This is a genomic window from Caballeronia sp. GAFFF2 (assembly GCF_023631485.1).
Classification (GTDB): domain Bacteria; phylum Pseudomonadota; class Gammaproteobacteria; order Burkholderiales; family Burkholderiaceae; genus Caballeronia.
Genome location: NZ_JALQDA010000035.1, coordinates 1 through 23,765, shown reverse-complemented (window position 1 = coordinate 23,765; position 23,765 = coordinate 1). Strand labels below are relative to the sequence as shown.

24 protein-coding genes and 1 pseudogene are annotated in these 23,765 nt (G+C 60.4%); 13 read left to right on the top strand and 12 right to left on the bottom strand.

The features are described 5' to 3' along the window. The first annotated feature begins 212 nt into the window (after positions 1–212). Complete coding sequence (locus NCT04_RS26240; RefSeq protein ID WP_250468384.1) at positions 213–401, top strand: hypothetical protein; 189 nt, start codon at positions 213–215, stop codon at positions 399–401. 58 nt (positions 402–459) lie between these two features. Here the strand turns inward: NCT04_RS26240 and NCT04_RS26235 are convergent, their stop codons facing one another. The 6 genes from NCT04_RS26235 to NCT04_RS26210 all read right to left on the bottom strand — a co-directional run bounded on the left by NCT04_RS26235 (position 460) and on the right by NCT04_RS26210 (position 7,138). Beyond that, positions 460–1,287, bottom strand: a complete 828-nt coding sequence (locus NCT04_RS26235; RefSeq protein WP_244830195.1) for an ABC transporter permease — start codon at positions 1,285–1,287, stop codon at positions 460–462. 19 nt (positions 1,288–1,306) lie between these two features. Then, entirely contained in the window at positions 1,307–2,560 is a 1,254-nt protein-coding gene (locus tag NCT04_RS26230; protein WP_250468383.1) for an ABC transporter permease, read from the bottom strand. A 77-nt stretch (positions 2,561–2,637) separates the two neighbouring features. Next, positions 2,638–3,684, bottom strand: coding sequence for an ABC transporter substrate-binding protein (locus tag NCT04_RS26225; RefSeq protein WP_244830197.1), 1,047 nt, complete (start codon positions 3,682–3,684; stop codon positions 2,638–2,640). A 1-nt stretch (position 3,685) separates the two neighbouring features. After that, positions 3,686–4,867, bottom strand: coding sequence for an ABC transporter ATP-binding protein (locus NCT04_RS26220; protein WP_250468382.1), 1,182 nt, complete (start codon positions 4,865–4,867; stop codon positions 3,686–3,688). Positions 4,868–4,896: 29 nt separating this feature from the next. Further along, positions 4,897–6,045, bottom strand: a complete 1,149-nt coding sequence (locus NCT04_RS26215; protein ID WP_250468381.1) for an SRPBCC family protein — start codon at positions 6,043–6,045, stop codon at positions 4,897–4,899. A 166-nt stretch (positions 6,046–6,211) separates the two neighbouring features. Further along, positions 6,212–7,138, bottom strand: coding sequence for a LysR family transcriptional regulator (locus tag NCT04_RS26210; RefSeq protein ID WP_250468380.1), 927 nt, complete (start codon positions 7,136–7,138; stop codon positions 6,212–6,214). A gap of 234 nt (positions 7,139–7,372) precedes the next feature. Between NCT04_RS26210 and NCT04_RS26205 the strand changes: the two genes are divergently transcribed. The 5 genes from NCT04_RS26205 (at position 7,373) to NCT04_RS26185 (ending at position 12,587) form a co-directional block, all read left to right on the top strand. Then, complete coding sequence (locus tag NCT04_RS26205) at positions 7,373–8,704, top strand: flavin-containing monooxygenase (RefSeq protein ID WP_250468379.1); 1,332 nt, start codon at positions 7,373–7,375, stop codon at positions 8,702–8,704. Between the two features lie 57 nt (positions 8,705–8,761). Continuing rightward, a complete protein-coding gene (locus NCT04_RS26200; protein WP_244830202.1) occupies positions 8,762–9,193 on the top strand; it encodes a RidA family protein in 432 nt (143 codons plus the stop codon). 15 nt (positions 9,194–9,208) lie between these two features. Continuing rightward, on the top strand, positions 9,209–9,886 hold the full coding sequence (locus tag NCT04_RS26195; RefSeq protein ID WP_244830203.1) for a DUF1028 domain-containing protein: 678 nt from the start codon (positions 9,209–9,211) through the stop codon (positions 9,884–9,886). Then, positions 9,879–11,042, top strand: a complete 1,164-nt coding sequence (gene argE, locus NCT04_RS26190) for an acetylornithine deacetylase (protein ID WP_250468378.1) — start codon at positions 9,879–9,881, stop codon at positions 11,040–11,042. The genes NCT04_RS26195 and argE overlap by 8 nt, the downstream gene beginning before the upstream one ends. A 108-nt stretch (positions 11,043–11,150) precedes the next feature. Next, positions 11,151–12,587, top strand: a complete 1,437-nt coding sequence (locus NCT04_RS26185) for a purine-cytosine permease family protein (RefSeq protein ID WP_250468377.1) — start codon at positions 11,151–11,153, stop codon at positions 12,585–12,587. A gap of 56 nt (positions 12,588–12,643) precedes the next feature. Here NCT04_RS26185 and hpxZ read toward each other — a convergent pair whose 3' ends face one another. The 5 genes from hpxZ to NCT04_RS26160 are packed head-to-tail and all read right to left on the bottom strand — an operon-like array spanning position 12,644 to position 16,599. Continuing rightward, complete coding sequence (gene hpxZ, locus NCT04_RS26180; protein ID WP_250468376.1) at positions 12,644–13,021, bottom strand: oxalurate catabolism protein HpxZ; 378 nt, start codon at positions 13,019–13,021, stop codon at positions 12,644–12,646. After that, the gene (locus tag NCT04_RS26175) at positions 13,018–14,421 is read right to left on the bottom strand and encodes an AtzE family amidohydrolase (RefSeq protein WP_250468375.1); all 1,404 of its coding nucleotides are present in this window, start codon (positions 14,419–14,421) and stop codon (positions 13,018–13,020) included. The genes hpxZ and NCT04_RS26175 overlap by 4 nt, the downstream gene beginning before the upstream one ends. Then, on the bottom strand, positions 14,418–14,615 hold the full coding sequence (locus NCT04_RS26170; RefSeq protein WP_250468374.1) for an AtzG-like protein: 198 nt from the start codon (positions 14,613–14,615) through the stop codon (positions 14,418–14,420). The genes NCT04_RS26175 and NCT04_RS26170 overlap by 4 nt, the downstream gene beginning before the upstream one ends. Before the next feature lie 50 nt (positions 14,616–14,665). Beyond that, positions 14,666–15,799, bottom strand: a complete 1,134-nt coding sequence (locus tag NCT04_RS26165; protein WP_250468373.1) for an amidase — start codon at positions 15,797–15,799, stop codon at positions 14,666–14,668. Further along, the gene (locus tag NCT04_RS26160) at positions 15,796–16,599 is read right to left on the bottom strand and encodes a cysteine hydrolase family protein (protein WP_250468372.1); all 804 of its coding nucleotides are present in this window, start codon (positions 16,597–16,599) and stop codon (positions 15,796–15,798) included. The genes NCT04_RS26165 and NCT04_RS26160 overlap by 4 nt, the downstream gene beginning before the upstream one ends. 176 nt (positions 16,600–16,775) lie before the next feature. Here NCT04_RS26160 and NCT04_RS26155 point away from each other — a divergent pair, with 176 nt between their 5' ends. From NCT04_RS26155 to NCT04_RS26130, 6 genes are all read left to right on the top strand, one after another. Further along, complete coding sequence (locus NCT04_RS26155; protein WP_404989399.1) at positions 16,776–17,783, top strand: BMP family protein; 1,008 nt, start codon at positions 16,776–16,778, stop codon at positions 17,781–17,783. Beyond that, positions 17,780–19,351, top strand: a complete 1,572-nt coding sequence (locus tag NCT04_RS26150; RefSeq protein WP_250468370.1) for an ABC transporter ATP-binding protein — start codon at positions 17,780–17,782, stop codon at positions 19,349–19,351. The genes NCT04_RS26155 and NCT04_RS26150 overlap by 4 nt, the downstream gene beginning before the upstream one ends. Then, positions 19,348–20,454 (top strand): ABC transporter permease, encoded by a 1,107-nt coding sequence (locus NCT04_RS26145; RefSeq protein ID WP_409015130.1) that lies wholly within the window; start codon positions 19,348–19,350, stop codon positions 20,452–20,454. The genes NCT04_RS26150 and NCT04_RS26145 overlap by 4 nt, the downstream gene beginning before the upstream one ends. Continuing rightward, positions 20,451–21,368, top strand: a complete 918-nt coding sequence (locus tag NCT04_RS26140) for an ABC transporter permease (RefSeq protein WP_250468369.1) — start codon at positions 20,451–20,453, stop codon at positions 21,366–21,368. Before NCT04_RS26145 ends, NCT04_RS26140 begins: the two co-directional genes overlap by 4 nt. A gap of 41 nt (positions 21,369–21,409) precedes the next feature. Next, positions 21,410–22,114 (top strand): TetR family transcriptional regulator, encoded by a 705-nt coding sequence (locus NCT04_RS26135; RefSeq protein ID WP_250468368.1) that lies wholly within the window; start codon positions 21,410–21,412, stop codon positions 22,112–22,114. A gap of 158 nt (positions 22,115–22,272) precedes the next feature. Then, on the top strand, positions 22,273–22,548 hold the full coding sequence (locus NCT04_RS26130; protein WP_250469483.1) for a YlcI/YnfO family protein: 276 nt from the start codon (positions 22,273–22,275) through the stop codon (positions 22,546–22,548). 29 nt (positions 22,549–22,577) lie between these two features. On the opposite strand, the gene NCT04_RS26125 is transcribed toward NCT04_RS26130, so the two are convergent. Beyond that, positions 22,578–23,468 (bottom strand): LysR family transcriptional regulator, encoded by an 891-nt coding sequence (locus tag NCT04_RS26125; RefSeq protein ID WP_244830215.1) that lies wholly within the window; start codon positions 23,466–23,468, stop codon positions 22,578–22,580. Positions 23,469–23,687: 219 nt separating this feature from the next. Between NCT04_RS26125 and NCT04_RS26120 the strand changes: the two are divergent. Next, a pseudogene (locus NCT04_RS26120) lies at positions 23,688–23,765 on the top strand (succinate dehydrogenase, cytochrome b556 subunit); the annotation flags it as partial.

Below are 23,765 nucleotides of genomic sequence, written 5' to 3'. Positions count from 1 at the left end.
GGCGTCGATACAATTCAGCAACGCGTGTGCCTTCGCCGTGTATACATTGCGCGAGCGCTCCGGCCGACATGCGGCACTACGATTGCTGCGAGAAAGAAGTGCGCTTCATGGTTCGACATCGCGCATCGAATCCACGCCTGATCTGTGCGTCCGGATGTGATTCGTCTGTTTATCCATCCGATCACTTAAACGCAACTATCAGGAGCAACAAGATGAACACGCCCGCCGAAACCCCCATGACCGATGATCCGAAAAGCGACGACGAAGTCGAATCCGGCACGGACGATGCGCTCACCACGGATGTATCGGAAACCGATGATGAAGGAACGACTGTCCGCGAAGCGGAAGTAGACCCGGACGATCTGACGGAGATCGAGCCGGAAGGAGACGATAAGTCTTGATGTAAAGCGTTGTGAGCGGCGCAGTCCGAATGGCCCGCGCCGCTTATTGTGTGTCTGATCAGCCGAGCGCCTGACTGGCCGCCGCCGCACGTCCGCGCAGCCAATTGATGCTCGCAAAAAGCAGCACGGCGAAGACGATCAGCATGGTCGCGACCGCAAGTATTGAAGGGTCGATCGAATCGCGGATGCCGCTCCACATCTGACGCGGCACGGTCTTCTGATCCGGCCCGCCGATGAATAGAATCACGATGACTTCATCGAATGAAGTGGCAAAGGCAAACACGCTGCCTGTGGCGACTGCAGGCATGATCAGCGGTAACGTCACACGCCTGAACGTGATCCATGGCGCCGCGCCAAGACCGGACGCCGCACGCAGCAGGCTCTGATCGAACGACAGCAGCGAAGCCGTCACGGTGATGACCACGAATGGCGTACCAAGCGCCGCATGCGCGAGCACGACACCCGGATACGAGTTGACGAGACCGAGCGGCGCGAAGATTAGATAGAAGCCCGCAGCCACGACGACGATGGGTACGATCATCGGCGAAATGATGATGGGCATGATGAGCGAGCGCCACGGAAATTGCGCGCGGCTCAGGCCCAGCGCGGCCAGCGTGCCGAGACAGGTCGCGATCAACGTCGACGCCGCGCCGATCCCGATGCTGTTCAATAGCGAGCGCTGCCAGTCCGCGCTCGTCAACGCCTGCTCGTACCAGCGCATTGAAAAGCCCTGCATCGGATATGAAAAGTACGAACCCGAATTGAACGAGAGCGGAATGATCGCGAGTATGGGCGCGATCAGAAAGAACAGGACGATCGCCGTATGCACGCGCACCCAGCGATTCGCCACGCGTTCGGTCAGCACGGTATTGCGTTGATCTTGCATGTCGTCGAGTCCGTGTCGTTCATCCGAAACGCAGCCGGTCGATGCCGACTATGCGGTTGAAGAGGAAATAGAAGACCGCCGTGAAGATCACGAGGTACGCCGACAGCGCGCCCGCGAGTCCCCAGTTGAGCTGCGTGTTGGTCTGAATGGCGATGAGCTGGCTGATCATTTCATCGCCCGCGCCGCCGAGTAGCGCAGGCGTGATGTAGTAGCCGAGCGCGAGCACGAACACGAGGAAGCATCCCGCGCCCACGCCCGGCAGCGTCTGCGGCACATAGACCCGCATGAACGCAGTGAACGGATGCGCGCCCAGCGACTTCGCTGCACGCATATAAACGGGCGATACGCTTTTCATCACCGAGAAGATGGCGAGGATCATATAAGGCAGCAGCACGTGCGTCATGCCGATCAGCACGCCCGCGCGATTGAAGATGAGTGGCACGGGATGCGACGCAAGGCCCAGCCCCATGAGCAGGCTGTTGATGACGCCGCCCGGTTGCAGCAGCACATACCAGGCGGTCGTGCGCACGAGAAGCGAGGTCCAGAACGGCACGATCACAAACAGCATGAGACGGTTGCTGCTCTTAGCGGGCAGATTGGCGAGCAACCACGCAACGGGGTAACCGAGCACGAGACACATGAGCGTGACGGTTGCGCTGATGGAGATGGTACGCACGAACGCCTCGCGAAACACCGATGAATCGGCCGGCATGGACGCGATGTTGCCTTGCGGTGTCACTTGCGCATCGACGGCAGCGAGCAGATAGTCGGGCGTGGGCGATGCAGCGGCGCGTTTGAGCAAGCGCCAGATTTCCGGGGAATTCCAGCGCTCGTCGGTTTCGATGAGCGCGGGTTTCCATGCGGGTGGTGCATCGGCGGGCAGGCTGCGTGCGGTACGCATCAACAGGCTGCGAAACTCCGCTTGCGCGAAGTTCAGACGGCGCGCCACGGTGCCGAGCTGACCGCTTTGCTGGGCTTCCTTGAGGCCGGCGGCCAGCAATGCGAAGGTGCGTTCGTCGGGCACGCCGTGGCCGTCCCATGCATCGAGCGCGCGCGTGAGGGCGGGCATGCTGTCGGGGACTTCGCGATTCTGCACGCTGCGCGCGAGCAGTAGCGCAATCGGCGCGATAAAGGTGGACAACAGAAACACGATCAACGGCAACGCAAGCAACAGCGCTTGCAACGATGCACGGCGACGCGCCTTCTGATAAGACGCGTGGCCGTCGGCGCTTCTAGGAGAGCCCGATGGCGCGGCCTTTGCGGATACGGACATGTTGGTGGTCGCGGTCAAGTCGGGCTCTCTTCGGATCATGTTTCGCGTGAAGCGGACAGCGTCGATACCTTGCTGTCTTACTGCGTCAGCCACACCTGAAAGCGCTTGTTGATCTGATCGGCATTGTCGGCCCAGAAATTCGCGTTGATCTGCACAGCGCGCTTGAAGTTGGCAGGCGAGGTCGGCAGGTCGGCAAGACGCTGCTTGTCCACCAGTTCTATAGCGTCCTTGCGCGGCGGCGCATAAGCGATGTACTTCGTAAGATCCGCATACGCCTTCGGCTGCGATGCCGAGATGATGAACTTGGCCGCCGTGTTTGCGTTCTTCGCGCCCGTCGGAATGCCCCACCATTCGAAGTCGTACACCTGCGCGTCCCACACGGCCTTGAAGGGCTTGTTGTCCTTCTTCGCTGCATCGTCGATACGGCCGTTATAGACCTGTGTCATCGCCACTGCGCCGTCGGCGAGCAACTGCGGCGCCTGCGCACCCGACTCCCACCACACGATGTTCTTCTTGATGGTGTCGAGCTTCTTGAATGCGCGATCCACGCCAGCTGGCGTGCCAAGCACCTTATAGACATCCTTGGGATCGACGCCGTCGGCGATCAACGCCCATTCCATCGTCACCTTTGGCGACTTGCGCAGGCCGCGCTTGCCGGGAAACTTCTGCAAGTCGAAGAAGTCGTTGACGCTGGTCGGCGCGGTCTTCAACTTGCTCGCATCGTAGGCGTAGACGGTGGACCACACCATGCTCGCCACTGCGCAATCGAGGATGGAGCCGGGAATGAAGTCGCTCGTCTTGCCGAGCGTCTTCTTGTCGAACTTCATGAGAAGACCTTCGTCGCAAGCGGTGATCGCGTCGTTGGTTTCGAGGTCGATCAGGTCCCACGTCGTGTTCTTCGCCTGTTCCATCGCGGAGAGCTTGGCCAAGCCGCCGTCGTACGATTCCGTCGAGAAGCCAACGCCCGTGGCTTGCGTAAAGGGCTCGAAATAAGCCTTCTTCGCAGCGGCTTCATAAGCGCCGCCGAACGTCACGACCGAAAGTGTCTCTGCAGCCTGAACGGTGATGCTGGAAAACGCGCATAACGCGAGTGCCGCGCATTGAGTTTTGATAAAAGTGCGCATGTCAGTTGGCTCCTGCTGTAGCGGGCGTGGTGATTGAAGTTGACGACGGTGTGGAAGAAAGAGGTGTGGACACGCTTCTGGACGCGCTCATCGCAAGTATCTTGCAGTCGTCGTGGCGCCAGGCGACATCGACCGTGCTGCCATCCGCGGGCAAGGCGTGACGCTGAGTGTTCGGCAGCTTGACGACGAGGTTGTCGCGCGTGCCGAGCTTCAGGTGCACGCGATGATGATCGCCGCAATAAACGAGTTCTTCGACTCGGGCGCGCACCACGTTGCTGTGTTCGTCGACATGCGAACCTTCCGCGCTCGGAATGTGCGCGCGTTCGGGGCGCAGCGCGAGCATGGCTTCGTCGCCTTCGGTGAGGCCGGGTTCGCATCGTCCACGAATGATGTTGCCGTCCGCGAGGGCCAGGGTCGCCCATTCGTCGCTCGCACTGGCCACGCGGCCAATGAGGCCGTTGTTCTCGCCCACGAAGTTCGCGACGAAAGCGTTCTGCGCGTTCTCATAGAGTTCGCCGGGCGTGGCGGCTTGCTGAATACGGCCATCGGAAAACACGGCGACGCGGTCCGACATGGTCAGCGCTTCGGCCTGATCGTGCGTGACATAGACGATGGTGAGCGACAACTCGCGATGCAGCCGCATGATCTCGTATTGCATGGTTTCGCGCAGACGCTTGTCGAGTGCGCCGAGCGGTTCGTCCATGAGCACGACGCTCGGTTCGAAGACGAGTGCGCGCGCGAGCGCCACGCGCTGTTGCTGCCCACCGGAAAGCTGCGAAGGACGCCGGTTCGCGAGATGCGGCAGTTCGATCATTTCGAGCGCGCGCTTGACACGCGCCTTCTGATCGGCGCGGCTTACGTGGCGCACGGAAAGCGGGAACGCGACGTTCTCTGCAATCGTCAGATGCGGAAACAGCGCGTAGTTCTGAAACACCATGCCGATATCGCGCAGATGCGGCGGCTTGTCGTCGAGACGTTTGCCATCGAGACGAATCTCGCCTTGCGTGGGAGATTCGAATCCCGCGAGCATCATGAGCGTGGTCGTTTTGCCTGAGCCCGATGGCCCGAGCAGCGACAGGAATTCTCCCTTGCGCACGTCGAGATTCAAGTCTTCGACGACATAATGCATGCCGTCATAAGACTTGCTCACGCCCGTGAACGAGATGAAGGAAGCGTCAGGCATCGTTCGGTCCTGTCCGTTTGCAGTGATGTTCAATGCGCGCCAACCTTGCTGGCGAGATAGCGCGCGAAGTCATAGTTGGGCCGTTCGAGATGGCTGAGATGACCGGGCTTTGCAAGCGGCGCATGTACGCCACGAAAAACCGCTTCGACGCCGCGCTTGTCTTCCGCGTTGACTTCATCGAGCAAGGTCTTGAGCGAGGCCATATGCGCATTCGCTTCTGGGTCGGCGATGAACTCGGGCGCAAGACCGCCGCCGAAACGAATATGCACGCGGCCAACGCCTTGCGGTTGCAGCACGAGATACCAGAAGTAGCCAGGTGTGAGCGTGACGAGATGCGTCGGATAGATCGCCAGCAGCGCCGTGGTCTTGCGCCAGTGTCCCGTAAGCCGCGTGTTGTCCGGATGCGCGTTACCAATGGGCAGAGACGCTTCCTTCGTGATCCAGTGGTAGTTAAATGCGGGAAAGCCGGGCGGGCATTCCATCTCTTCAAGACGTGAATGCGGTCCTACTGTCGCGCGATGCAGCATGGGCAGGTGATAGCTCTCCATGAAGTTTTCAGCGAGGATCTTCCAGTTGGTGTCCCACACGTGCTCTTCATAGAAAGTTTCGATGTAGTGTTCCATGCCGTAGGCATCGATGAGCCCGCTCAAATCGGCAAGCTGTTCACTGACCGGCCGCGCTTGATCGTCGAGCGTTACATAGATCCAGCCTTGCCATTCTTCACACCGCACGGCGGGCAACTTATAGCTTTCCTTGCAGAAGCCTTCTTGACGGTCCATCAGGGGTGCGCCTTGCAACGCGCCATCCAGCGAGTAATTCCATGCATGATATGGACACACGATCCTGCGCACGTTGCCGCGCCCTTCGAGCAGAACCGACATGCGATGCAGGCAGACGTTGGACATCGCCTTCAGTTGCATCTGCTCATCGCGCAACACCACCAAAGGCTGTGCGCCAATGCGCGCCGTCAGGTAGTCGCCCGGCATCTTCAAGGCGCTTGCGCGGCCAACGCATTGCCATTCGCGTTCGAAGATGTCGCGCTCTTCGAGCGACAAAAAATCGGCGGAGGTGTAGACGCCAGGCGGCATGGCATGCGCGTCGTTGAACGATCGTTCGCAACCGGCGCGCAACTCGTCGACGAGTGCCGTGATCGGGATCGTTCTTGCCTGGCTGGTCATGAAAGACTCCTTGAATCTATTTCCTTATAAGCGCGCCAGCGTAGAGTCGGCAAGGCGTTGCGCTCGCATGGCAACAAATTTATCAAGCCAAATTACCAGCCAAAATATTGTTTTCGGATACAAAGCAGAGCTTTTGCCTATGTAGCGTTCCTGGCTTTGGCGTTTCTTAGGCGTCTAGATGCAGCCGCCGGATATAGTTCTCACAAAACGAGGCGAAGCGTTGCACCACTTGGCGCGGCTTCATGGTGCGCGATTGCGCAATGCCAAGCGTCGTTGCGTTGACGTTGTCCTTGAAGCGCTTAATCACGAAGTCTTCACCATCTACGGTGCGATTCGATTTGAGCGGAAAATTGAGGATGCTATAGCCTAAGCCGTTAGCCACCATGCCGCGCACGACTTCAGGCTGCGACGACCGAAATGCGGGAACCGGCCGGTTGCCGACGGCATCGAAAAGGGCCGCGAAATATTCTCGGCTATGCGGTAAATCCAGCATCACGTAAGGCTCCGCTTCGAGATCCGCTAATGAGACCTTGCGCGCGCGGGCTAGCCGGTGCGTCTTCGGCAAGATGACATAAGGCGGCAGAGAGAGCAGTGGCGTAAACGCGATGTCCTCGGTCAAATCCAGGCTATAGGTCAGCGCAATATCGAGCGAGCCGTCGTGCAAGCCTCTTAGCAGGCCATCCTGATGCGCCTCGACGGTCCTAAAGGAAATCCCTGCATGCTCGCCGGTGAAGCGGCTTATGAGCCCCGGCATGAGCGGCGGCGCAAGTGAAACGAGGCAGCCGAGCGCGATCGAGCCCGTCATGCCGCCATCCATTTCCTTAGCGGCCATTTGCAATTCTTCGGCTATTTTTAGCAGATTGCGCGCTTGCCCCAGAAGGTCTCGGCCTGCTTGCGTAAGCGACAATCCCGCCGCGTGATGCCGTATGAAAAGCTGCACGCCAAACGATATTTCGAGGTCCGCGAGCGCGGTCGAGATCGACGGCTGCGATATGTGCAGGCGCCGCGCGGCGGCTGTAAAAGACAGCACTTCCGCCGTCACGACGAAGTAGCGCAATTGCCGAAGCGAGTAGCGCAAAGGGTGGTTTTCCATCGGAAACGCTCCGCCTCTAAACGGTTGACCGGCCGAATTGTGGCTTCGCCAAAAAGGATTGCATAGCCAAAACCGATGCTAAGCATTTTTTAAATATATTTTTAGAATTCTGCGCTCAAGCGTAAATTTGGGCTTCATTGGCAGAACGCCAGCCACGCACGACTGCACGTATTTCAAGGACGCTGACTTCGCCGGACACTTCCGCGAAGTAAAGCCATATCGAAGGACATAGCCATGACAGTGGAAATAACCTCAATCGACACGCTCGTCGTTGGCGCCGGTCAGGCCGGCGTGGCGATGAGCGAGCATCTGAGCAAGCTCGGCGTGCCGCACCTCGTTCTTGAACGCGACCGCATTGCGGAACGCTGGCGCACGGGACGTTGGGACTCGCTCGTGGCGAACGGTCCGGCGTGGCACGATCGTTTCCCCAATCTCGAGTTCGATGAAGTCGATCCCGATGGCTTTGCCAATAAAGATCAGGTCGCCGATTACTTCGTCACCTACGCCGAAAAGTTCGATGCACCCATTCGCACGGGCGTCGAAGTCAAGAAGGTGGTTCGCAATGTCGGGCGGCAAGGCTTCACCGTCGAAACATCGGAAGGCGTGATCGAAGCGAGCCGTGTAGTCGTCGCTACTGGTCCGTTCCAGAAGCCGGTCATCCCGGCTATCGCCCCGAAGGACGAACGTCTTACGCAGCTTCATTCGGCTGATTATCGGAATCCTGAGCAATTGCCGGAAGGCGCGGTGCTCGTGGTCGGCGCGGGATCGTCAGGCGTGCAGATTGCGGATGAACTAATGCGCGCCGGTAGGAAGGTGTATTTGTCGGTCGGCCCGCATGACCGTCCGCCGCGCGCGTATCGTGGCCGTGATTTTTGCTGGTGGCTGGGCGTGCTCGGCGAGTGGGATGCGGAAGTCATGCGGCCGGGCAAGGAGCACGTCACGATTGCAGTGAGTGGCGCGCGCGGTGGACAAACAGTCGATTTCCGCCGTCTCGCGCATCAGGGCATGAACCTCGTCGGTCTCACGAAGTCATTCGAGAATGGCATTGCAACGTTTCAGCCAGACCTCACGACCAACATCAACAACGGCGACGACAACTACTTGTCTTTGCTGAGCGCCGCAGACGCGTATGTGGCGCGCAATGGTATCGATCTGCCGGACGAGCCCGAGGCACGCATCATTCCGTCCGATCCGGAATGCATGAAGCAGCCTGTTCTCGAACTGAACCTTGCCGATGCTGGCGTGAGTTCGATCATCTGGGCAACCGGCTACGCCGTCGACTTCAGCTGGCTCGATGTCAACGCCTTCGACGATAAAGGCAAGCCCAAGCATCAGCGAGGCGTTTCCAAGGAGCCCGGCGTTTATTTCCTTGGCTTGCCCTGGCTTTCGCGGCGCGGCTCCGCTTTCATCTGGGGCGTCTGGCACGATGCAAAACATATTGCCGATCACATCGTCACGCAGCGCAAGTATCTCGCGTATCACGATGCGTCGCGCCGTCATGCCGACCAAGCCGCGACATTCAGCGATCCGCGCGTGCACAAGGTCAGCGAGATGGGCGTGAACTGACGATCGCCCAAGACGCCGCATTCACTATTCAATCATTCTCAGCTTCGAGGTGCATCGATGAGCCAACCTACGCATACGCGTATCCGCATGTTCAACACGAAGGATACGTACCCGAACCAGACGCTCGATAACGATCTTTGCCAGGCCGTGCGCGCCGGCAACACGGTCTATGTGCGTGGTCAGGTGGGAACGGATTTCGAAGGCAATCTGGTGGGTCTCGGCGATGCACGCGCGCAAGCCGAGCAGGCGATGAAGAATCTCAAGCAGTTGCTCGAAGAGGCGGGCAGCGACATGAGCCATATCGTCAAGACGACCACGTATCTGATCGATCCGCGTTATCGCGAGCCGGTGTACCAGGAAGTCGGCAAGTGGCTCAAGGGCGTGTTTCCCATTTCGACGGGGCTGGTGGTGAGTGCGTTGGGACAGCCGGAATGGCTGATGGAAATCGATGTGATCGCGGTCATTCCTGAAGGTTGGAAGCCCGCCTAAGTCGAGGAGCCTTGCATGACATTCTCCGTGATCGGACGTTGCCAGGAAACCGGCCAGCTTGGCATTGCAATCAGTTCGTCGAGTATCGCCGTGGGCGCGCGATGTCCGTGGGCACGCGGCGGCGTGGGCGCGGTGGCCACGCAAAACGTGACTTTGCCCGCACTTGGGCCGCAGATCCTCGATCTCATCGACACTGCGCAACTCGATCCTCAGGCGGCGCTCGACCGTGCGCTCGATGCGAACGCGTACAGCGAATATCGGCAAGTAACGGTCATCGACGCTCATGGCCGCACCGCGTTTTTTAGCGGCAAGGAAGCGCTTGGCCTGCATCACGCGGTGGCTGGAGATCAATGCGTCGCCGCAGGCAACATGCTTGCGAGCCTCGGCGTGATCGAAGCCATGATTCCCGCGTTCGAAAACACCAAAGGCATGCTGGCGGATCGTTTGCTCGCTGCGATGCGGGCGGCGATGACCGCAGGCGGCGAAGCCGGGCCGGTGCATTCCGCAGCGCTCAAGATCGTAAGCGATCTGAGTTGGCCTATCGTCGATCTGCGCGTCGATTGGGCCGACGCCGACCCCATCGGCCAGCTCGATGGTCTGTGGCAGGCTTATCGGCCGCAAATGCAGGACTACGTGACCCGTGCGCTGAACCCGACAGTGGCGCCTAGCTATGGAGTGCCGGGCAATGAGTGAGATGTCGAGCCGCGACGTGCTCGAACGGCTGATCGGCTTTGCAACCGTCAGCCGCGATTCGAACCTGGAACTCATCGAGTTCGTTCGCGACACCCTTGCGAATCTCGGCGTCGAGAGCGAACTGTTTTATAACGCCGAGCGAACGAAGGCGAATCTGTTTGCGACGATCGGTCCGCGTGACAGGGGCGGCATCGTGCTATCCGGTCATACCGATGTCGTGCCCGTCGATGGCCAAGCCTGGACGCTCGATCCCTTTCGGCTTACCGAGAAGGAAGGGCGCTTATATGGCCGCGGCACGGCGGATATGAAGGGGTTTATCGCCTCGGTGCTGGCGTCGGTGCCTACGTTTCTTGAGAAATCGCTATTCATGCCCGTACACCTTGCCTTCTCTTACGACGAGGAAGTCGGTTGCCTTGGGGTGCGGCCCATGTTGGAGCAACTGGCAAGGCGCCCACACAGGCCCGTTTTGTGCCTTATCGGAGAGCCTACCGAACTGAAGCCGGTGCTCGGTCATAAAGGCAAGCTCGCCATGCGCTGCCAGGTGAAGGGCGCGGCTTGTCACTCGGCTTACGCGCCCTACGGCGTGAACGCCATAGCGTATGCAGCACGTCTTATCGGCAAGCTGGATGATATTGGCGAGCAGCTGGCACAGCCCGAGCACCATGATGCACTCTTCGATCCACCCTATTCGACCGTGCAGGCAGGCGTCATCAAAGGTGGGCGTGCACTCAATATCGTGCCGGCGGAATGCGAATTCGATTTTGAAGTGCGTGCACTTCCCGGCTTCGACGCGCATGAGGTGGCGGATGAATTGCAAAGCTTTGCCGAAGCCGAATTACTTCCGAAGATGCGCGCGGTGAAAGCGGACACGGACATTCGCTTCGAATCCTTGAGCGCCTATCCGGGCTTGGCCACACCACCAGACAGCGAAGCAGCGCGCCTGCTGACGCTTCTTAGTGGCTCGAACGAGTTCGGCACGGTGGCGTTCGGCACCGAAGGCGGACTCTTCAATCAAGCGGGCATCCAAACCGTGGTGTGCGGACCGGGAAGCATGGATCAAGGGCACAAGCCCGACGAGTTCGTGAGCGTCGAGCAACTCGACGCCTGCGACGCCATGCTCGCGCGTCTTGCGGATTATCTAGCAACCGCTTCCTGACACGCGCCATGGCGCGTTCGAGAGCCCCGAGACTTTCGACGGGCTCCGCGGTGCGCATGGTCTTTCGAAACGACTCGCGCATGCGCAAAATCAATAAAGGAGACGACTTTGAATACGTCGGATAGCAACACGTCCTCGTTCATCGAGAAGCATACGATCGGCTATGTGCCGCCGGAGGATCGGCATGGCAAGGTGCGCGATCTATTCACGCTCTGGTTTGGCGGAAACATTGCGCCATTGCCTATCGTGACGGGCGCGCTTGGCGTGCAGATATTCCATTTGAACTTGCTGTGGGGAATCGTCGCGATCATCGTCGGTCAGGCAGTGGGCGGCGTGTTGATGGCGCTGCATTCGGCGCAAGGGCCACAGATGGGTATCCCGCAGATGATTCAGAGCCGCGCGCAGTTCGGATCATGGGGCGCGTTGCTCGTCACGGTGATTGCGGGCGTGATGTACGTGGGCTTCTTTGCATCGAATATCGTGCTCGCGGGCAAGTCGTTGCATGGCATCGAAACATCGATATCGGTGCCAGTCGGGATCGTCATCGGTGCGGTGGGCTCGGGGTTGATCGGGATCATCGGCTATCGATTCATTCATATACTCAACCGAATCGGTACGTGGGTGCTGGGCATCGGTATCTTCGTAGGCTTTGCGTACATCTTCACGCATATCGCGACGGCCGACTTCTTCACGCGCGGCGGCTTCAATTTCGCAGGCTGGCTGGCTACCGTTTCCTTGTCCGCGCTATGGCAGATTGCGTTTGCACCTTATGTTTCCGACTACTCGCGCTATTTGCCGAGCAATGTGCGTGTAGCGTCGACGTTTTGGGCGACGTATCTGGGCTGCACCATTGGCTCCTCGCTTGCGTTTGCCTTCGGTGCGGTCGCCGCGCTTGCCGTCGCGCCCGGCGCCGATACCATGGACGCCGTCAAGACTGCGACCGGCCCCCTCGGCTTGCCCATGCTCGTCTTGTTTCTGCTTAGCGTGATTAGTCATAACGCGCTCAATCTCTATGGCGCGGTGCTCGCCACGATTACTTCGTTGCAGACGTTTGCTTATCGCTGGATTCCCACGGCCAAAGCGCGCGCCGTGCTTTCAGTCGCGATTCTGCTTGCCTGCTGCTATGGAGCGATTGGCGCATCGACCAACTTTGTGGGAAATCTCGTCGATCTGGTGCTTGCCTTGCTCGTGGTGCTCGTGCCCTGGACCGCGATCAATCTGATCGACTTCTATGTCATCCATAAAGGGAAGTACGATATTCAATCGATCTTCGAAGCCGATGGCGGCATTTATGGGCGCTTCAATCCGCAGGCTTTGATCGCTTATGCAATCGGCATCATCGTGCAGATTCCGTTCATGAATACGCCGATGTACGCCGGTCCCGTGCCGAAGTATCTCGATGGCGCGGATCTGTCGTGGGTCATTGGCCTGCTGCTGACTTCGCCGCTTTATTACTGGCTGGCTTCGCGGGATTCGGGCTATCGGCGCAGACAAGAGGGCGCGTTGACGATGCGGCAAGCGCGCACAGGTCCCGGATACGAGTGATGATGCCTGGCGCCGCGGCGATCCGTCTGCATGAGGATCGCCGCTCGCGGTCGCGTTTAGGTCATCCAGCTGACATGCGCGCTGACGACCTTCCATCCATCCTCGAAGCGTATCCACGTCTGACTTTGTCGGCCTATACGCGCGTCGCCTTCCCTCCGGAATTCGATACTTGAAACGGCCATCGAATCTCCATAGGTCGTCACCATTCGTGCCGTCACCTCGCGCGCCAAACCTGTTCCGGACCGTGCTGCACGAAACTCGCGTATGGCGTCGTAGCCGTAGAGATTTTCCGTCGCCCCATAGCGCACCGTTAGCGACGAATTAAAAAACAGGTCATCCAGCATCGCGACGTCATTGCTAGTCAGGGCCCGTTCATACGCGTCGAACACCGCATTCACTTCCTCGAGAACATCCGGTCGATTGATCTCGTTCACGCTGTCTCCTCGGCAAAACGCGGTGTCGCACAACCCGCTACGCCAGCTTGCTCCAGACGCCGGGCGGCTTCGAATGCCAGGTCTTCGCGCCACGGCGCGGCAATCAACTGAACTCCCATCGGCAAGCCGGCTTCCGTTCGCATAGGCGCGGTCACAACGGGCAATCCAAGGCACGAGATAGGTTGCGTCAACATGCCGAGGCTGGCTCGCACTGCCATTCGCTCACCGCGGACCTCCATGAACTCGTCGCCGATGCGCGGCGCCACGACCGGCGTCGCTGGCGCGATTAAGACGTCGTAGCGCTCGAAGAGTTCCAGCACGCGTCGCCGCAACGAAGCGCGGACGCGTTGCGCCTGAATGATCCATGCGGCAGGCAGCAACGCACCAGCCATCAAGCGGTCGCGCGACAAAGGCTCACGCTCGTCGTAGTGCGCGCGAAGGTCCTTCATATGCAATTGGCCGCCCTCGGCAGCGGTGATGAGAAACGCTGCACCACGCGCCGCATCGGCATCCGGATACTCGACGGTATCCGTCGCATCGAGCGCGGCCGACGCAGTGAGCGATGCGTTGCGCGCATCGTCGTTTGCGTAGTCGTCGAAATAGCCCGTCAGACGTGCAACGCGCAAGGTTCCGCTCATCGCACGCGCGGGTTCGAATTCACGCTGCGCGCAAGCCATATCGAGTGGATCGGCAAACTGTAGCGCCTCATAGACAGCGCCGAGGTCTTCGACACTGCGCGCGAATGCGCCCATATGATCCAGACTCGCGACGAACGGATACGTTCCGCGCCGCGACAAGCGTCCATAGGTCGGCTTCACGCCGAACACGCCGCACAGCGAGGCAGGCACGCGCACTGACCCATTCGTATCGCTTCCGAGAGTGAGCGGCACGAAGCCCGCCGCGACCGCCGCGGCGCTGCCGCCCGACGATCCACCCGCCGAGCGTGTCAGGTCGTGCGGATTGCGGCACGGTCCCGCATGACTGTTCTCGGTGGTGAAGCCGTAAGCGAACTCGTCCATGTTGAGCGCGCCGACCATGATTGCGCCATGATCGGCGAGTCGTTTAACGAGCGTTGCATCCGCAGCGGCGGGCGCGGCATTGGCGAGCACGCGCGATCCCGCGATCGTCGTGACGCCCGCGATGTCGAACAGGTTCTTCGCCGCAAAGGGAACGCCTGCGAGCGGTGGCAAAGCAGCGCCGCTCGCGCGCCGTGCATCGAGGGCAGTGGCTTCATCGAGTGCGCGTTCGCGCGTGATCGTGGTGAAGGCGTTGATCTGCGCGTTAAACGTGTCGATGCGAGCGAGCGTTGTTTCGATCAATTCGCGCGCACTGAATGCACCTTCGGCATAGGCGCGTGCAATGGCAACTGCGCCAGCAGGGAATGCGTCGTTGATGGTCATGGGCGATACACCGGCGCAGGTTCATCCTGGGCATCGACGGGATAGGCGAGTACCGGTGCCGCGAGTTGCGCGATGCGCGCGAATTGCGCCTTGACACGCGCGGCGGTGTCATCCGTTAGATGAGGGAAGTGCAGCCGAAGTGCGGCGTCGGCATAAGCGTCGAGCGTTCCATCGATTTCCGGTGGCATGTTCATGGTTCTCATTCGATGTTGAAAGCGATGGCAAGTAGACAAGTTCGTCTACCTCATTCGATATTGGCAAACAGACTTCGCGCCCGCGCAATCAAGGCACGGTCGCTGTTACGCGGACCGATCAAGGACAACGCGAGCGGGCCGGTCGATTCGTTCGCAATGGGTATGGTCACTTGCGGCAGTCCGGCAAATGCCGCGATGGCGTTGAAGGTCAAGGCATCGCGATAGAACGCGCCGATATGCTCCGACGTTTCATTCTGGCGCAAAAGCGAGACGGGCGTAGTTGGCAGCACGATCAAGGCATCGGCGACGATATGCGCAATACGTGCCGCATATTCCTCACGTAAAGCGTGGCACCGATTCACCTCCGCGTCGTCGATCGACTTGAGCCGCGCGAAGCGTGGCGCGATGTTCGCTCCGAAGCGCGGCGTATGCGTGTCGATCCATGAACCAAGAGACGCACGTATCGCGTCGTCCTGCAACTGCTGATAGACATGCAGCCAGTCCGAGCCCTCGCCCGCGAAGAGTTCGATCTCGGCGGATGCGGGTGCAAATTCGCGCAGACGCGCGGAACCGTGCGCGTCGAATGCTTCCTTGCAGCACACGAGACGCGCGGGAGCATCGTGGGAAGCGACCTCATCGAGGAGCACGTTTGCAACGCGCGCAAGCACATCACCCGAGCGCGCGAACCATCCGACCGTGTCGAAGCATGATGCAAACGGCAGCACGCCATCGAGCGATACCGCGTCGTGCGTTGGCCGTATGCCCCAGAGTCCGCAGAACGCGGCAGGCACACGCACCGAGCCGCCGGTGTCGGTGCCGAGTGCGAAATCGACACTGCCGCTCGCAACCGCCGATGCCGATCCGCTCGACGATCCACCGGGCAATGCATGCGGCCAACGCGGATTGAGCGGTATGCCATAGTGTTCGTTTGCGCCTTCGAGGCTATAGGCGAGTTCATCGGTGATGGTCTTGCCATCCACGGATGCGCCCGCCGCTAACAGCTTCGCCACGCACGGCGCATGACATTGCGCGGCATCGTGCGTGGCAAACCAATCGGGATTGCCGCCGCCCGTCGTTACGCCCGCGATATCGATCAAATCCTTCACCGCAAAACGCAAGCCATCGAGCGCGCCGCTGCCGGTTGCGTTCACGCGAATACGCGGACCGGGAACGAAAGCGTTCATGCGGCCGCGCTGTTCAATGCGTCGGCGAATTGCAACGAATCCGCGACGAAGCCATAGCATTTCTTCACGTTCCAGATACTCGCTTCCGTGCAGAAGTCGGGCGATGAAGTCGCGCAACAATCGGTGAGCATGACGCAACCGTAGCCGAGAAAATTGGCATCGGTGAGTGTGTGCATCACGCATTGGTCCGTGTTCACGCCCGCGAAAAACACGGTACGTGTACCGAGATTACGCAAAATGCTGTCGAGCGGCGTGTCCCAGAAGCCGCTGATGCGGTACTTGTCCACGCAGATGTCTTGCGGTTCGATCTTCAGTTCATCGACCACGGCGGCTGCCCACGAATCTTTTTCAAGGACATGTGCGCCATGTTCAGGCAAGGCCTCGCCAAGCCCGATGCCCGTTCCCTTCGGCTTATACAGATGCAGTTGATTAGGCGGCATGTTGGCGAGATCGGGCCTATTGCCCCAGTTAACCCAAATCACCGGCACGCCGCTTTCCCGCGCGATCGGCAGCAGGCGCTGCAATGGCGCTATTGGTGCACGGTCCGCACCGTAATCGCCCCCGATATGGTCGACCCACCCGCCTTTGGTGCAGAAGTCGTTCTGCATGTCGATGATCACGAGCGCTGTTTTCTCGATGTCGAAGCGCACTTTCTGCGGCTTGGCATCGAGTGTCGCGAGGCGCGGAACGGGCGTTGGCACGGCCATATCGACGAGCGTTTCCGTCGCTTGCCAGCGCGTCTGCGCGAATGCGCCGAGCAAGCCAGCGCCTGCCGTGGCGGGGTTCGGGGCGTGGTCCATCGTGTTCTCCATCGGAAAAGAGTTGAGGATGTTGCCGCAGGTCGCCGATGACACCGAACGCGACTGACGCGAAGTATTCGACATTCACGCGCGGGTTGAACATGGCATTGAAGTTGCAATGTGCATTTCGCTCATGAATTACCTACTTACCGAAACTCAACGCAAAAGGAGTGCCAGTGATGTTCCGTTCGCAACAGCCTTCCATCCTGATGAAACGCGTCGTGGCCATTGCCGGCGTAGTTGCGCTCGGCGTGCCGGCGTTCTTTATCCGCCCTGCGCACGCGGCCGATGAAGCGATGCGCGTGGGCGTCCTGATCCCCGGTTCGAAATCCGACAAGGGCTGGATGGAGTCAGGGTATGAAGGCGTCGCGGCCGCGCAAAAGGAGTTCGGCCCGAAGCTGAAGACGCAGATCATCGAGAACATCAACTACGCGGACATGGAGCAGGCGCTCACGAATCTCGCGACGAAGAATCAGCTCGTGATCGGTATCGGCGGTCAGACGCAGGCTGCGGTACTTAAGGTCGCGAAGCGCTTTCCCAATGTGAAGTTCTCCATCGTCGGCGGCAACAAGGGCGAGAACATGCCGCCGAACGTCGCGGGCTATGACGTGAAGCAGGCCGAGATCGCTTATGTCGCGGGCGCGGCCGCAGCCATGCTGTCGAAGAACGGCGCGGTGAGTTATGTGGGCGGCATGGAGATTCCGTCGATCGTGAATGCGGGCAAGGAATTCGGCAACGGTGCGCGCTATATCAATCCGAAGGTCAAGTACTTCGAGGCTTATACCGGCGACTTCGACAACGTGGCGAAGGCGCGCGAAGCGACGGCAGCGGCCATCGCGCAGGGCGCGGACGTGCACTATCACATCCTGAATCTCGGCTTGCGCGGGCTCGAACAAGCGGCGAAGGAAAAAGACACGCACATCATCGGCAGCTATACGGACCGTTGCGGAAGCGATCCGCTTTACATCGCATACAGCATCACGGGCGTGGGCTATCAGGCGCAGTACGCCATCGAGCAACTGGAGAAGGGGCAATGGCAGCCGGGCTATAAAGCGTTCGGCCTTGCAATGGGGCCGAAAGCATCCGGCATGGTGATCTGCAAATCCACGCCCGCCATGGACGCCAAGATCAAGCAGATCGAAGACGATATCCAGAGCGGCAAGATCAAGGTCTCTGAAGGATGAGCACGCTGGCTTCCCCATCCGCCGATAGTTCGCCCATTCTCTCGCTGCAGGGAATCGGCAAACGCTTCGGCGCGTTCACGGCGCTCGACGACGTCTCGCTCGACCTGTATCCCGGCGACGTGCATTGTTTGCTCGGCGAGAACGGCGCGGGCAAGTCGACGCTGTGCAATGTGATCTTCGGTGTGCATCAGCCGGATGCAGGCGCCATGCGCGTCAACGGCGCGCCGTATCGGCCGCGCAATCCGCGTGAAGCGCTCGCGAACGGTATCGCGATGGTGCATCAGCATTTCAGTCTCGTCGACGATGCCACCGTGCTCGACAACCTGCTGCTCGGTCAGGCGCGCGGCTGGCTCGACCGGCCAGCGGAAGCCACGCGCGTGCAAGACGTGTTGGCGAGCGTCGGTCTCGATCTTGCGCTCGACGCGAAGATCGCGGACTTGTCCGTCGGCGAACGGCAACGCGTCGAGATCGTCAAATGCCTGATGCGCGAGCCGCGTCTTCTGCTGCTCGATGAACCCACCGCCGTGCTCTTGCCCGCCGAGATCGATGCGTTGCTCGACACGTGCGAACGCGTGGCGAAACGCGGTTGCGCGGTAGTGCTCGTGACGCACAAGCTCAAGGAAATCGGCCGCATTGCGACACGTGCGACCGTGCTGCAATCGGGACGCGTGGTCGCGCGTTCGTCGAATCCATCGAGGGATATCGACCGGCTCGTGCACGCGATGATTCATCGCGAAGACAGCGATGCCGCCGACGATCTCGCGACGCGTCTGTCACTCGTGCAAAGCGGCTCGCCGTACTCGCGACCGCTCGATGACGAAGTACTGCAACTCGACGGCCTGAGCGCTCGCGACGCGGAAGGCGTCACGCGTCTCGCGGACTGCACGCTCGTCGTGAATCGCGGCGAGATCGTCGGTATCGCGGGCGTGGAAGGCAACGGTCAAAGCGAACTCGGCGCGGTGCTCGCGGGCATGCTGAGCGCATCGTCGGGGCGCTTCTTTATCGCTGGCCGCGACATGACCAACGCCAGCCCGCGCGAATTAACGGAAGCGGGCGTCGGTATCGTGCCGGAAGATCGTCACGCGGTAGGCTGCGTCACCGGCATGAGTCTCACCGACAACCTCTTGCTCAATCATCTCGACCGCTATACGCGCGGTGGCTTTCTGCGCCGCCGCGCCATGCGCGATGCCGCGCTCGAACTCATGCAACGTTTTGACGTGCGTGCAAGCGGCCCCGATGCATTGTTCGGCGGACTCTCCGGCGGCAATCAGCAGAAAGCCGTTCTTGCACGCGAACTCACGCTCGACCCTTTGCTGTTCCTGCTTGCGGCGCAGCCCACGCGCGGGCTCGATGTCGGCGCGGTGGCCGCCGTCTATGCGCATATTCGCGCGGCGCGCGACCGCGGCGTGGGCGTGCTGCTCATTTCCTCTGAACTCGACGAACTAATGAGCGTCGCCGATCGCATCGTCGTGCTGTATCGCGGTCGCATCATGGGCACATGTACGCCCGATGCGAGCAATCGCGGTCGTATCGGCGCATGGATGGCGGGCTCGGGAGATAACGCATGAACGTCAACATGAAGCTGCATCGGCCGTTCGCGGCAACGTCCGGCGCGCGCCATGCGCCGCAATTACGCGTTGCGTTCGTGATCGCGGCGGCCGTGCTCTTTGCAATGCTCGCGGCGCTCGGCTTGATCGCGGTGATGGGCGTATCCATTGCCGATGCGCTCGCCGCGTTCGCAGATGGCGCGTGGGGCTCGCCCTATGCAATCGGGGCCTCCGTCAATCGCAGCCTCGCGTTCGCGCTCGTCGGCACGGGCTTTGTCATCGCAAATCGCGCGAAGCTGACCAACGTGGGCGGAGAAGGGCAACTGGCGATAGGCGGCATAGTTGCCACGGCGATGAGTCTCTACGGCGGATGCGCGCACTTGCCTTTCGGCCTCGCCTTCATCGTGCCGATGCTCACGGCGGCCGCCGCGGGTGCGGTATGGGGCGGCGTGCCCGGCGTGCTGAAAGCTAAAGCCGGTACCAACGAAGTCATCAGTACGCTGCTGCTTTCGTTCATCGCCGTGTGGCTGCTTTACTGGTGCGTGCAAAGCGATGCACTGCTGCGTCAACCAATGACGAGCGGCGCGACCTTGCCTGAATCGCTGGAAATTCCCGATGTAACCAAGCTGCCGGCCATCTTCATGGCAAGCGGCATGAACCTGAATATCGGCTTGCCGGTGACGCTCGTGCTGGCTGTTGCATCGGCCGTGATGCTCGCGCGCACGCGCTTCGGCCTGTCGTTGCGCGCAGCGGGGCTCAACGCCGTTGCCGCGAAGCGCGCGGGCTTGCCGATCACATCATCGCTCGTCGGCGCGCTTGCGATCGCAGGCGCGTTCAGCGGACTCGCCGGCGCGTTGATGCTGCAAGGCGATCAATACTCGCTGAAGGCGGGCTTCTCGTCTGGCTACGGTTTCGATGGCCTCGTCGTCGGTTTGCTCGCGCGTGGTTCGATCACCGGCGTGTTCGCGGCGGCCTTGATGTTCGGCTTCTTGCGCTCGGGTGGCATCAACATGGAGATGGTCGCGCAAGTGCCTTCGGCGCTCGTGTTGATCGTGCAGGGCATCGTCACGATCGCTTTGGCAGGCGGCGCAATGTGGCTCGATAAAGGAGAAACTTCGCGATGAACCTCGAACTTCTCGCGGTCTTTGCCGGCGCATCCATTCGCCTGGCCGCGCCCATGTTGCTTGCTTCGACTGGCGAACTCATCAGCGAACGCGCAGGCGTGTTGAACATGAGCGTCGAAGGCATGATGCTGACGGGCGCGTTTCTCGGCGCGGTGTTTTCCTGGCTGACGGGGCATCCATCGCTCGGGCTTTTATGCGGCATGCTCGGCGTGATTCCGCTTGCCTTGCTGCAGGCGTTTCTGAGCGTGACCTTGCGCGCGAATCAGATCGTGACGGGCATCGGCATCAACATTCTCGCGCTTGGTGGCACGACGCTCGCATACCGGGCAGTTTTCGGCGAACGTTCCAGCGCGGTCATTCCCGGCCTCGCGCACTGGTCGCCGCCCGTGCTTGGCAAATTGCCGTTGATCGGCGAGCCGGTGTTCGGTCAGGTGTGGCTGCTGTATGCGGGGCTTGCCGTTTTGATCGCAACGTCGGTCATCATGCGCCGCACCGCGCTCGGCATTGCGCTGCATGCGACAGGCGTCGCGCCACGCGCCGTCGATCAATCGGGGCTGCCTGTCACGCGCATTCGTTATGGCGCGGTGGTGTACTCGGGCGTGATGTCGGCGGCAGCGGGCTGCTTCATTTCCATCGGCGACATACACACGTTCACGGAGAATATGACCAACGGTACGGGTTATCTGGCGATTGCCGCCATCATCTTCGGCAGCTGGAAGATCGGCCGCACGGCGCTCGCGTGTCTCTTGTTCGGTGCCGCCACGGCCATGCAGTTTCAGCTCCCGATGTTCGGCCTGCACGTGCCCACAGCGTTGCTCATCATGTTGCCGTATTTGCTTGCGTTGATCGCGGTGGCGGGGCTCATCGGCAGACAGACCGCACCGCCCGCGCTCACGCTGCCGTTCAGACGTTAAAGGCGGGTAACATCGACATGTCCTTATCAACGACACGACTCATGGCCCCGCCCAAGCTGAAAAGCGCCTCGAAAGAAGATGCCGCGCCCACACGCCGCGCGCAGCTCGCGGCGAAGACGAAGGAGCGCATCTTCAGGATCGCGATTCGCGAGTTCGCGGACAAGGGCTTTTCCGGTGCGCGCGTAGAGACCATCGCGAGCCGTTCGAAGGTCAACATCCGCATGATCTATCACTACTTCGGCGGCAAGGAAGCGCTTTATGTCGAAGTCCTGGAGCATGTGCTCGCGCGCCTTCGCGAAGCCGAATTAGCTGTCACGCTCGACGCGCATACCGTCGATCCCGCCGCGGGCATTTTGCAACTTTATGACTTCACCGAAGGCCATTTCGCGGCACACCCCGAGTTGCTGTGTCTGCTTTCATGGGAGAACCTGAATCGCGCGCGCTACATGAAGCGTTCGAAGGTCATTCCCGCAATGTCGTCGCCGGTGCTCGACATGCTGCGCACGCTGATCCGTCGTGGCGAGACGGCAGGGACGTTAAGACGCGGCATCGACCCGTTGCATCTCTATGTCACGCTGGTGAGTCTCGCGTATTTTCACAAATCGAACGCGTACACGCTGTCACGCATGTTCGATACCGAGATGCTCGCCGCATCGTGGCAGTCCGCGCACAAGGATCAGGCGCATCAACTCGTGCGCGCGTTTCTCGCAAGAGAAGGTACGATGAAGCTCGCGGTGAATGCGTGATGCGGTGAATGCGTGAATAAGCGTGCGATTCAAGCCGCGCGCAGGCATGTTTGCGAAGGCCGCAGCAAAGAAGCATTGCGATGCGCCGCCTCTTTGTGATAAAAGCCGAGCCACGCACGCGTCCGTTATCGACGCGGGACATGCATTGGGAGTCAAGGTTGAGAAGGTCCGCCGAAAACAAGTTGAAGGTCGTCGCGGTTCGCGTCGAGCCCGCGATCGAACAAAGAGTACGCATACTGGCGGAAGCGACTGGGCGCAAGCAGTCGTTTTTTCTGCAGCAGATGATCGAAAGCGGCATCGCCGCAATGGAAGAGCGGTGGCTCTCGCCGCAAGTGCTCGAACAGGTCAGGAGCGGCGCGTTGCAGTCGTTGCAGCCATCGAGCGGTGCGACGTCGGATTTGTTCGGCGATATGCACGACGCTCAGGCCGATTGAGCGGCTTCGCGCACGCGGAAGCGGCCACCCTAAACCTGAGCAAAACCCAGTGCCATATCGAGAAAGTTCGCGGTCTTGGCTTGCGTGGCTTCGATCCGCGATGCCAACGCAAGCCTGATCGATACGGCTTTGCCGGTCATGTCGGCATACACGACACCTTCGACCTGTATCTGGCACACGGAAGCCGGCACGAGCGACACGCCGAACTCGGCTGCGACGAGGTTCACGACCGACGAAAGCTGTGGCGCCTGCTGGCCTGCAACGGGCTCGAAACCGGCCTCCCTGCATGCGCCGACGATCACATCGTGCAGCGTCGGACTGGCCACGCGCGGCAGCATGACGAAGGGATCTTCGGCCAGCGCTGACAATGCGATCTTCTTTTTCTTCGCCAGCCGATGCGTGACGGGCAGCACCACGCGCATGGGCTCTACCGCGATGTGGTGAAACTCGACGCCCACGGGCGACTGACTGCCGAGCCGCACGAACGCGACATCGACGGTGCCTGCATCGAGATAAGCCAGCAATTGGGCGGTGTTGCCTTCGGCCAACGTAAGCGTAACGTTAGGAAATGCCTGTCGATACGCGCGAATCAGTTGCGACACAACGGGATTGAACGCCGCCGAACCCGTGAAACCGATGTTGAGTTGCCCCATTTCACCGCGTCCCGCGCTTTGCGCGTTTTCCACGGCAATGCGCGTGTCGTTCAGGATGCGTCTGGCATCGGCCGCAAACGCTTCTCCGGCCTCGGTCAGCACCACGCCGTGCCCCGTGCGACGGAACAGACGCACGCCGATTTCGTCTTCTAGAGCGTGAATCTGCTGACTGAGCGGCGGCTGCCCGATGCCAAGCCGCTCCGCCGCGCGCGTCACGTTTAGCTCTTCGGCCACGGCCAGAAAATAACGAATATGGCGCAATTCCATGCGATATCTGTTAAAGCTATTTCAGAAAGACGAGATAGATATTGGACAGTATAACAACGACGCGACAAAATAACGCTATCGCGCAGACCGCGCGCCTATAACTCTTCCTCCAATACACGCGGCCGGTTTTCGACTGAGGCCGACGGGACGAGTCGCGCTCGACGAGCGTGCCGGCGACGTGCTGCGGTTGCTCAATCCAAAGTGAGAAGGGGTCTTCCCGTGGCTGAAGCCGTAAAAAAACCAAGGCCCGAGTTCCGGAACATCGGGCTTGGTCAACTCGCGAAGTATCGCTTGCCG